Source organism: Bacillus sp. FG16 (assembly GCF_057809515.1).
The window spans coordinates 1-9,319 of the sequence record NZ_JBMDKC010000147.1; the positions used below are offsets into that span (position 1 = coordinate 1).

Here is a 9,319-nt window from a genome sequence, read left to right on the forward strand (position 1 = left end):
CCTGTAGCAAAGACAGTAAATATTCCATCATAGGAGTCACCTCCTTTCTCTCTAAATATATAAGAGAAAGGACAGCAACCAACCACCCCACGTTATACAGTTGTACTCATTCTATCATAATTCTATGAACTTACCAATATGGGGTTCTTACCCATCCCCTCCAAAAGGTACATTAAGGATTGGTTCTATAAAAAGAAATGTCTCTAAATCAGTCTGTTCTACTCAATTCAGAGATATTTTAGTATTGCTATTTACAAAGATAGATACAGCAAAGTTAAACTTTCCTCAGTAGCTCACGTTTTTCGATTTCACGATATAACGCTGATTTTGTTACAGCCATCTTTTTCTCAAGTTGCTTAAATTTAGGGAGAATAAATAGGGAGTGTTCTAAACTAGAAAAATCAGGGTTCCTAATCGTTTCCCTAAAATTAGGGTTTTAGGGAATCTAACGGGCTAATATACCTTTTGGAGGGGTTGGGCAAGAAACCCCAATATCTCGCTCCGCTTCATTATTATCAAATGGAATATCTGCATGTGTGAGAAAACCTAAAATGGCATCTTTATCTCGGACAAATCGGTCCCATAAATTTTTGGATGGCGATTGTTTAGAACGCTTTTGGGACTTGCTCTTTTCTACCTGAGGGAGATGACATGTAGCTCCATCCTGCAGGATGGCTTCGTATGCCTGCTCAATTTCTAGAAGATCCCATAATGTAAGCTTTCCCTCTTGTTCTTCTTTGCGTTGTTTGGCATCACATAATAATTTTTTCATATTTTCTGCCCATGTTTCACCGGTTTGCTCAAAAATCCCTTGTAAATCCCGCAAAAGATGCGCATTACATAAAATATGTTGGGACTGTTTATATCCAAAATAAGAGGCCCATCCATCATGAACAGCAATTCCTGAAAAACGAGGTAACACACCAATTTCGTTCATTGCCTCTTTTCCACGTTTTGTATGTACAACTTGAAGGTTTATGTCTTTTGTGCTCATGGTATGGAGCCACTGGCGTTCTCGATTTACACGTATCCCAGTCTCATCAAAATGAACAATGCGAGACTGTAACAAATGAGATTTTGCTTTTTCTTCAAATACGCCCAAGCGCTCTCCGAATACACGATTCATATGGACAAGTGTTCCTTCACTAATGGTATGCCCGAATTGATCATGAATATAGGCAGCTGTACGGGCATACGAAAGCATCTGATAATTGATGAGATAAACAACTAAAGCTTGGATACGAGGACCGTATTGTACAGCTTTGGTGACATGGGGTAAAAACAGTCCTTCTTCGAACGACAAACACTTCGCACACACTTTTCCTTCGGATTCATATTGAGTCACCTCTATTTTTGTAGAAGGTAAGTCGAAGACTTGTCGTTTTTTCCGACTGACAGTCTGCTCCTGTTCTAAAGAAGATTGACATTTTGAACATAGGGAAATAGGGTGCGTCACAATATGATGTGGATTTTCAACAGGTGCCAGTCTATAACCTTTGTGCCCGATTTGTCCACCTGATTTCCGTCCTGTTTTTCTCCTTACACTTTTCGTGATGGATTTTTTACAGCCATCTGTAGAAGGGGGGTTATGGCTATTTGAAGAATTTTTTTGACACGTTGCTTGTAATTTCTCAATTTCCATCTGCAAAGATGCAACAGTTTCTTTTAATTGTTTGTTTTCTGCTTCTAATTGTTGGATGTATACGGTTGATTTGAGATGTTCCTCCATAAAAAGGTTTTGTATAGCTTCCAAACACTTCTTTTTATATTTTACAAATTGTAAATCTTTTTTGATTTTTACATATATCACAATATACATTGAAATTAAAGAGGTTAGTAATGTATTCATAATGAATCTTCTGTCTTTCTGTAGATGTAGGTAACATGCAAGGTTTACACCTCACTATGATGTATTCTATTTTATTAAAATGTTGTAAACAGCGGCTGCCATACGTAAATTTCCGCTGTAAAAATACCTTTTTGTACAGCTGGATCTCCGTTTGCTAACTCTGTTGCTTCTTCTCGTGTATCTACTTGTAAAATGATAAGTCCTTCTGTTTCTTCTAAGGGACCACCAGCTATCATTTTTTCACCTCGATAGGGTCTCCAATAGTCTCGATGAGGCTGTAAGTTTTGTTCGCCCATATTCTTATTTTGTTCCCAAGCTTCTCCGGCAGAAAGAAAAATAACGTAATATTTCATGTTTGTAACTCCTTTTTTACATAGACATTTATATTTTTTAATTCTATTCGCTATCTTTTATATGAAGATAGGAAAAGATAATTCCTACTTGAAAGCTGTATATCCTTCATCTAACATCACAACACTTCCATTGAGTACGGATGCTTCCGGTAAGGAAAGTACATACACCATATCAGCGATTTTACTTGGTTCTGTTAGAATAGTTTCCTCTCTTATTGCACGTAAAATTTTCTCATCTTTGATATGTTGATATTCTTGTAGAATGGGCGTATCTACAGGTCCTGGAGCAACTGCTATTACCCGAATGCCATTGTCTGCTAATTCTAATGATGCTGATTTTGTCATCATCATTACAGCGCCTTTTGAGGCATGATAAGCAAAATTCCCAGGAGAAGCAAATATACCCAATACAGATGCCATATTGATGATTAAACCTTTCGTTCCTAAACGTTTCATGGCTTTTCCAGCAGCTATTATCCCATGTGCTACACCGTGTTGATTAACCTCAATGATCCGCTGGTATGCATCCATGTCTAATTCTAAAAGAGAAGAAAGATGACTTATACCTGCATTGTTAAACAGAATATCTATTCGTCCAAACGTTTCAATGGTCTTTTCTATTAGGAAAGTGACCTCGTTCATCTGTTTTACATCTGTTGGGATAAAGATGGCTTTGCCTCCAGAGTCCTGAATCCAATGAACTGTTTCTTCTCCTAATGCTATATCGATATCCGCAATTACCACTTGATCACCTTTTTGCGCAAACTTCTGGGCCGTTTCTCGCCCAATACCACTTGCGCCTCCAGTAATCACTACAACTCTTTTTTGTATCATCTATACAGTTCTCCTTTTTTCAAAAAGATACGGGTAGTAATGGATTCTCCTGCTAGTAATATATGTGTATTAGAACATATATTTATACTTGAACCTGAGAACGTCGTTTTTGTTTTGCTAATCCCTCTAGAATGTGAGAAGTCGAAATATATAATAATTGGGCAGCTGTGGAAGAAACAATACCGGAAAATGGATACGTTTCTTGATAACTAAATGAATCGTAGTGAATCTCATTCAGTTGCACTGCTTGATATTGCCTTGTCCATAATTTGGTGGATATTTTATTTGTACAAGCTGTAACAATATTAGATTGGTTCTCTGCAGCTAGATTTAATGCATGTGAACAGAGCATATTGATGGCGCTCATGATTCCTTTTCCCATCCAATTTGGATGACATGCTCCCATGTCAAAATAAATCAAGTTTTCTTTGGATAATTGTAAAAATTCTTCAGATTGTTCTTCTAGCTCTGTTAAGAGCTGAAAGATGGGGGCAACTTGTGGACATAGATGAATCGCTTCCTGTTTATTCAATAATGGTTTTTCTGCTTTTCGGCATAAAATGACTGCTACCACTTCATCCTCTTTCGTAGCTACCCATGATAATTTTTGCTGAATCGCTTCTATGACCATTTTCTCACATATCTTCTTATAGGAAGATAAAGGAACTTCTAGATAACTTGTTAAGGGTTCTTTTTCTACAAAGGCTGTCGCAATCACATTCGTGGCTCCTTGTATATGTTTTTTCTCTAATAACTCAATCTTCATAGTGAACTCCTCTATTCTGTATTCTATTTATTTGATCATCTAATCCAGTATGAATTGGAAGTTTCCTACTAGTAAGAACTCACCATTGATTTTTTATGTAGGAATCGCTTTTCGCCATAGCACTCTATTCGCTGTAAGGTCTCACGAATATCCTGGATGGTAGCATCTGGGTGGAGGGGACAAAGGCGAATGACTTTTTTTCCTGCTAATATTGTCGTGCTCACCATTGCAAATCCTGTTGCATGCAAATCTTTTACAATGTTTTCATTGAGTTCATTTACTGCCTCCGTAGACTCATACGTTGATGGTACAAAACGAAACACACATACGCCTAAGCCGCTGGTAATTACTTCTAAATATTTGGAGTTTTGCACGATCTTTTGTGTTTCTTCTGTAAGATACAAGCCTTTCTGGATAGCTTGTTGGAATGTACGTAACCCATATATTTTAAGAGATAACCATAATTTCAGTGCGCGAAATCTTCTGGTTAGTTCCATACCATAATCAGAAAAGTTAATTTCTTGGTTTGCTGTTTCCGCATCTTGTAGATACTCGGGTAAAGCAAAGAAACAATTTTTTAATAACGAAGCATCCTTCACCAAGATACAACCAATATCATACGACTGGAAAAACCATTTATGAGGATCAAAAGATAGAGAATCTAACTTTTCAATCCCTGTAAAAGCTTCTGGTTTTGCTAAAATAGCCGGTCCGCCAAATGCAGCGTCTCCATGAACCCATATGCCATATTGGGAAGCTAAGCTTACAAGATCCTCAATTGGATCGACAGTTCCTGTATTGGTAGTACCTACATTAGCAATAATACAAAACGGCTTTTTACCATTTTCACAATCTTGTTGAATCTGCGTGTGTAGTGTAGAAATAGAGATTTCAAAACGATGATTACAAGGAATGATACATACTTGTTCGGGCTGAAAACCGGCTATGGTAACTGCTTTGTGTATGGAAGAATGGGTTTGTTCCGAACAGTAAATCACAGCTTCCTGCATATCGTTTTGTAATACAGCATGCTTGGCAGCAATAAGAGCAGTTAAGTTGGCCATAGACCCTCCGCTCACAAACAATCCACCTGATTCCTGTGGGAATCGAAACATATCTTTGATCCAGTTCAATGTAGCCATTTCCACTTGTGCGGCACCTGGACTCAGTACCCAGCTTCCCGCAAAAATGTTAAAGCTATTCGTAATAAACTCTGCAAGTGCACTGATATAGTTTCCAGGGCTTGGAACGTAAGCAAAATACCTAGGGTGATTCGGATAAGCACTGTTCGCTAAGATATTATGTTGTAACTGTTCAAATACCGTTTCCCAACTTTCACCTTCCATGGGCATGTTTTCATGCAATAAGGCATCATTCCATTCAGATTCTTTTGGCTGTATGACACGTTTATCTTGTAAGGTACAAAGATGTTCGACAATCATATCAACGGTTTCATACCCTATCCTTTTCATCTCATGTTCTTCTAAGTGAAAACGTCCTGTATATACCAATGTATCTCACTCCCTCGTTGTATAGAATGGGTAATGGAATCTACTTATTAGCAGATTCCATTTGAATGACTAGAAACCAATTAAAAACACAATAACCGTTGCAATGCCACCGGCATCCATCTCTGGAATGCCTATTTTGACAAGTCCCGCTGTAATCGAGCTCTTTTCCCAGGTTGTTAACCCCTCTAATACATGCGCAATATCTTTTGCTTTCTTCATTACCCAATTTCCAGTCGTAGGTCCTAGATTTTCTATGATTTTTTTCATCCAAGGCTCATCAGGGTGCGCAGAATACAGCGCATTTAGTATCGCTACTCTAGCAAAATGACCAATCACGTGTTGTCGATTATTTGGCATATCCTGAGAAAGTACAGAAACAGGTTTATTTGTATGTACTTGTTTTTTCTCTAACAAAGCAGATGTATCTTCATAAGGTATGGCATCTGCAAAAGAGGATGCGGGCACTACCAAAGTAGCACTCATGGAAAGTGTCGCAAGTAAGATTGCTATCGTTTTTTTTTTCATAAAAACGCTCCTTTAAAAGGGGATTATTTTTTACCTTTGATTATAAATTGCATTTTTTAGATACTAGTTCTATACGGTTATGCTTTGAAAAAATACCAAGAAAATTGAATGATATAGCGTGCTAAGTTGTCCTTTATACCTAATTCCAGTACCTTTGTGGCAGCGATATCGTATTCTTTATTCGTAATGTGTGCAGAAATAAGCGATAAAAAAGATGCCGATAGTACTTCTTTAAATTGAGACAGTTGATTCAAATCTACCTGTGATCCGAATTTTTCTTCTATTTTCTTGAAATCTAAATCCTTAATTGTACCATCATTATTTTTAATGACGGCTTCCTCGAAAATAAAAGTAATATCCGTAGCTAATTCTTGGATTTCTTCCGCTGTTATTGTTGCACTTTCAGAAGAAATTGGAACAAGTTCTGTTTGTGCGCATGCGATATGACCAGGTACTACCGTACTGAATCCTACAGATAAGACAAAAGAAGTACATAACAATGTTTTTTTCCATTTCATGTGTATACACCCTTTCTAGCATATTTACAATTCACCTTTTTATATCTTATTAGCTAAAGAGTTTGGCAATATATGAAATAGCACCAGGAGCGGCGAGTACACCAAAAATGGCTAATAACGTTGTAATAGGACCCATATTATCACCTCCTTATCTCTCGAAATATACAAATATCATATTAATGTACATAGATTTACTTCCAAATGGCTTGCACCCATTCCGGATGATCGATAAATGGATTCCGATTATGCTGATATTTGGAATAAATCATATCATTCCTTCTAGTTTCAAATGCATCAACAGGATCTTGTTCATGCCATTTTAATAAGGTAGCAAGTTTCCCCATATAAGGAGCTTGTCCTCGATTTACAGTGTCATTGAGTTCTAAATCGATTTCCCCATGATCGCCTTCATAGCGAACAGCCATATAAAATAACATTCTGGCAATATCGCCTTTTACCTGATCAGGTGGCTCCCAAGAAGTTGTGGTATATTTACAATTTGTTGCCAGAGGATGTTTTGTTCCTCCTTCATCAAAATCTAAATTGCCACGTGCGCTGTTTACCGTAACATCTGCTGGTTTGAGATGATGCAAATCTGTTCCAGCCCCTTTTTCTGTTCCAAAATTACCATGTGATTTGGCCCATACATGTTCCCGATTCCACTGTCCTGTATTCGCCCCATTTGTAAATTTCCCTTGCGACCGCCCTGTATATAAAAGAAGGATATTGTTCGGATTAGTAGGATCTTCATCCGTATTTCGCAAAGCATCCCAAACAGCATCATAGGGTAATTCTGTATGATGATCGATAATATGATGTAAAGCTTGTTTTAACTCCTGTCCTGTTTTTCCACTTGTTTGTTGATAGTAAGCCGTATCACTATATACAGACGATAGGGGAGAGTGTGTACTAGAATGGGTAACGAATCCAGTTTTCGGTACTGATATTGTAGCCTCTGCGTGTGCTGTGCTCGTAACAGAAATAAGAGCCGTACAGGTTAGTAGATAGCTTAACCATTTTTCTTTTGTTTGTTTCTTCTTCATGTTTTGTCCTCTCCTCGTAAAATCAACATCTTTTATACAATCTGAATCTGATATTCTTGTAACCATGCATTCAATTGAATTAAATAATCCAGTACATCTTTTGCGTCATTTCCATAAATCTCCTCATCCATTCCTCTCGCAATGCCTTGTACTTTGTGTACATCAATTAACGGTAGAATAGGCGAGGTGGAATCCTCTATAATGTGAAGCATCCATTCGCTTACCTTTTGAATATATAGGGAATCTTTCGTACTTGGGTAGGCACTTTTTTTACGGTAGCGTACATCTTCTGGTAATACATGCTGAAAGGCTCGACGTAAAATTCCTTTTTCAATACGGTCCATACTTTTCATGTCAAACGGTACATTCCATACATATTCTACCAATCGATAATCACAAAATGGTACACGAACTTCAAAGCCATTCATCATACTTGTACGATCTTTTCGCTCTAGCATAAAAGGTAAAAAACGCGTAATAAATAAGTAGGACATTTGGCGTTGCTGCTTTTGTATATCCATTTCTTCTGACAGAAACGGAACTTCGCGAACAGCTTCCTGAAATTTTTGTTTTTGATATTCTTCTAGATGAATGTGTTCTTTGAGTTCTTTGGATAAAATGGTCGCAATGTACGAGTGATGTAAGCGCCAAGGAAACTGCTTAGCTTCTAAGAATTCCTCTTGATGAAACCAGGGATAACCAGAAAATACTTCGTCGGCAGATTCTCCGGATAAGGCAACCGTTGCGTCTTGTTTCATTTCTTTGAACAATAAATAAAGGGAAGTTTCAATTTCACCACTTCCTGGTAAATCTCGTGCGCGCATTGGCATCAGTAAATGTTCGATAAGTGCATCGGTTCCTAATTCAATAGAATGATGCTTGGTACCAATATGTTCTGCTACCCGTTGCGCCCACGGTTCATCTCGATCTCGGCGCAGAAAATCTGTTTCAAACTCTTGTTCTTCATTTGTGAATGTTAAAGAATATGTCTGCAGGCGTTCTTGTTTCTGGCGATACACTTCCCCAGACAGTGCAGTCAATCCGCTAGAATCTAATCCCCCTGATAACATGCAGACTACGGGTTTATCTGCAATCAATTGTCGTTGCACCGTATCTTCTAACATTGTACGAATAGTAGTAATAGTTGTATCTACGTCATCTGTGTGCGGTTGACTTTTCAATTTCCAATACTGTTCTATACGTGTCTCTTCAGAAGTAGCAATCAAGTAATGACCAGCTCTTAATTCCGTAATATCTTTAAAAATTGCATGACCTGGTGTACGCATGGGGCCTAATCCAAACAATTCAGTTAATCCTTCTTTGTTTATCTCAGCTTTTACAAGCGGATGTGCCAGTAGAGCTTTAATCTCAGATCCAAATAGGATGGCATTGTCACGCTCTGCAAAAAAGAGAGGCTTTACTCCTAAGTGATCGCGGCATAACATTAATTTTTTGTATCGCTCATCCCAAATCCCGAAAGCAAAAATCCCATTTAAGTGTTTGACACACTCTTCTTGCCATTCTACATAAGCATGTAATAACACTTCTGTATCGGAATGGGTATGAAATATATGTCCTTTTTCTATCAACTCTTTTCGTAATTCTTGATAATTATAAATCTCGCCATTAAAGGTCAAAGCTATCGTATACTTCCCCTCTTTATATATCATGGGTTGTATACCACCTTCGGGGTCAATCACAATGAGACGTCTATGCCCCAGTATAGCGTGTTTGGAGCACCAAAATCCTTCTGCGTCTGGTCCCCGATGAGAAATAGCATCTGTCATTTGTAGCAACGTTCTTTTTTCTTGTGACAGATCCTTTGACCAATCAATCCACCCTGCAATTCCACACATGTATAGACCGGACAATCGCATGAAAAATATAGTCTTATTTCAAGTAGATATATGCGTTAATTTT

General features: G+C 37.8%; 9 protein-coding genes. All 9 read right to left on the reverse strand.

Features of this window, described 5'->3' with window-relative positions:
- Window positions 1-445 precede the first annotated feature (445 nt).
- The 9 genes from tnpC to asnB all read right to left on the reverse strand — a co-directional run bounded on the left by tnpC (window position 446) and on the right by asnB (window position 9,255).
- Complete coding sequence (tnpC, locus tag ACODS7_RS29540) at window positions 446-1,729, reverse strand: IS66 family transposase (protein WP_488828265.1); 1,284 nt, start codon at window positions 1,727-1,729, stop codon at window positions 446-448.
- Window positions 1,730-1,923: 194 nt separating this feature from the next.
- Window positions 1,924-2,202: a YciI family protein gene (locus ACODS7_RS29545; RefSeq protein ID WP_289670173.1), complete on the reverse strand. Its 279-nt coding sequence runs from the start codon at window positions 2,200-2,202 to the stop codon at window positions 1,924-1,926.
- A gap of 84 nt (window positions 2,203-2,286) precedes the next feature.
- Entirely contained in the window at window positions 2,287-3,036 is a 750-nt protein-coding gene (locus ACODS7_RS29550; RefSeq protein WP_289670175.1) for an SDR family NAD(P)-dependent oxidoreductase, read from the reverse strand.
- Between the two features lie 82 nt (window positions 3,037-3,118).
- Window positions 3,119-3,802, reverse strand: a complete 684-nt coding sequence (locus tag ACODS7_RS29555; RefSeq protein WP_289670177.1) for a hypothetical protein — start codon at window positions 3,800-3,802, stop codon at window positions 3,119-3,121.
- A 68-nt stretch (window positions 3,803-3,870) separates the two neighbouring features.
- The gene (locus ACODS7_RS29560) at window positions 3,871-5,313 is read right to left on the reverse strand and encodes a pyridoxal phosphate-dependent decarboxylase family protein (protein ID WP_289670179.1); all 1,443 of its coding nucleotides are present in this window, start codon (window positions 5,311-5,313) and stop codon (window positions 3,871-3,873) included.
- Between the two features lie 69 nt (window positions 5,314-5,382).
- Entirely contained in the window at window positions 5,383-5,796 is a 414-nt protein-coding gene (locus tag ACODS7_RS29565) for a hypothetical protein (RefSeq protein WP_336458234.1), read from the reverse strand.
- A gap of 119 nt (window positions 5,797-5,915) precedes the next feature.
- A complete protein-coding gene (locus ACODS7_RS29570; protein ID WP_289670182.1) occupies window positions 5,916-6,356 on the reverse strand; it encodes a hypothetical protein in 441 nt (146 codons plus the stop codon).
- Window positions 6,357-6,547: 191 nt separating this feature from the next.
- Window positions 6,548-7,399 (reverse strand): endonuclease I family protein, encoded by an 852-nt coding sequence (locus tag ACODS7_RS29575; RefSeq protein WP_098679446.1) that lies wholly within the window; start codon window positions 7,397-7,399, stop codon window positions 6,548-6,550.
- 32 nt (window positions 7,400-7,431) lie between these two features.
- Window positions 7,432-9,255, reverse strand: coding sequence for an asparagine synthase (glutamine-hydrolyzing) (gene asnB, locus ACODS7_RS29580; protein ID WP_289670205.1), 1,824 nt, complete (start codon window positions 9,253-9,255; stop codon window positions 7,432-7,434).
- Between the last annotated feature and the right edge of the window lie 64 nt (window positions 9,256-9,319).

Coding starts and splice junctions, on each gene's coding strand:
- tnpC (WP_488828265.1), bottom strand. CDS start 1,729: ATGGAGGAACATCTCAAATCAACCGTATACATCCAACAATTAGAAGCA.
- ACODS7_RS29545 (WP_289670173.1), bottom strand. CDS start 2,202: ATGAAATATTACGTTATTTTTCTTTCTGCCGGAGAAGCTTGGGAACAA.
- ACODS7_RS29550 (WP_289670175.1), bottom strand. CDS start 3,036: ATGATACAAAAAAGAGTTGTAGTGATTACTGGAGGCGCAAGTGGTATT.
- ACODS7_RS29555 (WP_289670177.1), bottom strand. CDS start 3,802: ATGAAGATTGAGTTATTAGAGAAAAAACATATACAAGGAGCCACGAAT.
- ACODS7_RS29565 (WP_336458234.1), bottom strand. CDS start 5,796: ATGAGTGCTACTTTGGTAGTGCCCGCATCCTCTTTTGCAGATGCCATA.
- ACODS7_RS29570 (WP_289670182.1), bottom strand. CDS start 6,356: ATGAAATGGAAAAAAACATTGTTATGTACTTCTTTTGTCTTATCTGTA.
- ACODS7_RS29575 (WP_098679446.1), bottom strand. CDS start 7,399: ATGAAGAAGAAACAAACAAAAGAAAAATGGTTAAGCTATCTACTAACC.
- asnB (WP_289670205.1), bottom strand. CDS start 9,255: ATGTGTGGAATTGCAGGGTGGATTGATTGGTCAAAGGATCTGTCACAA.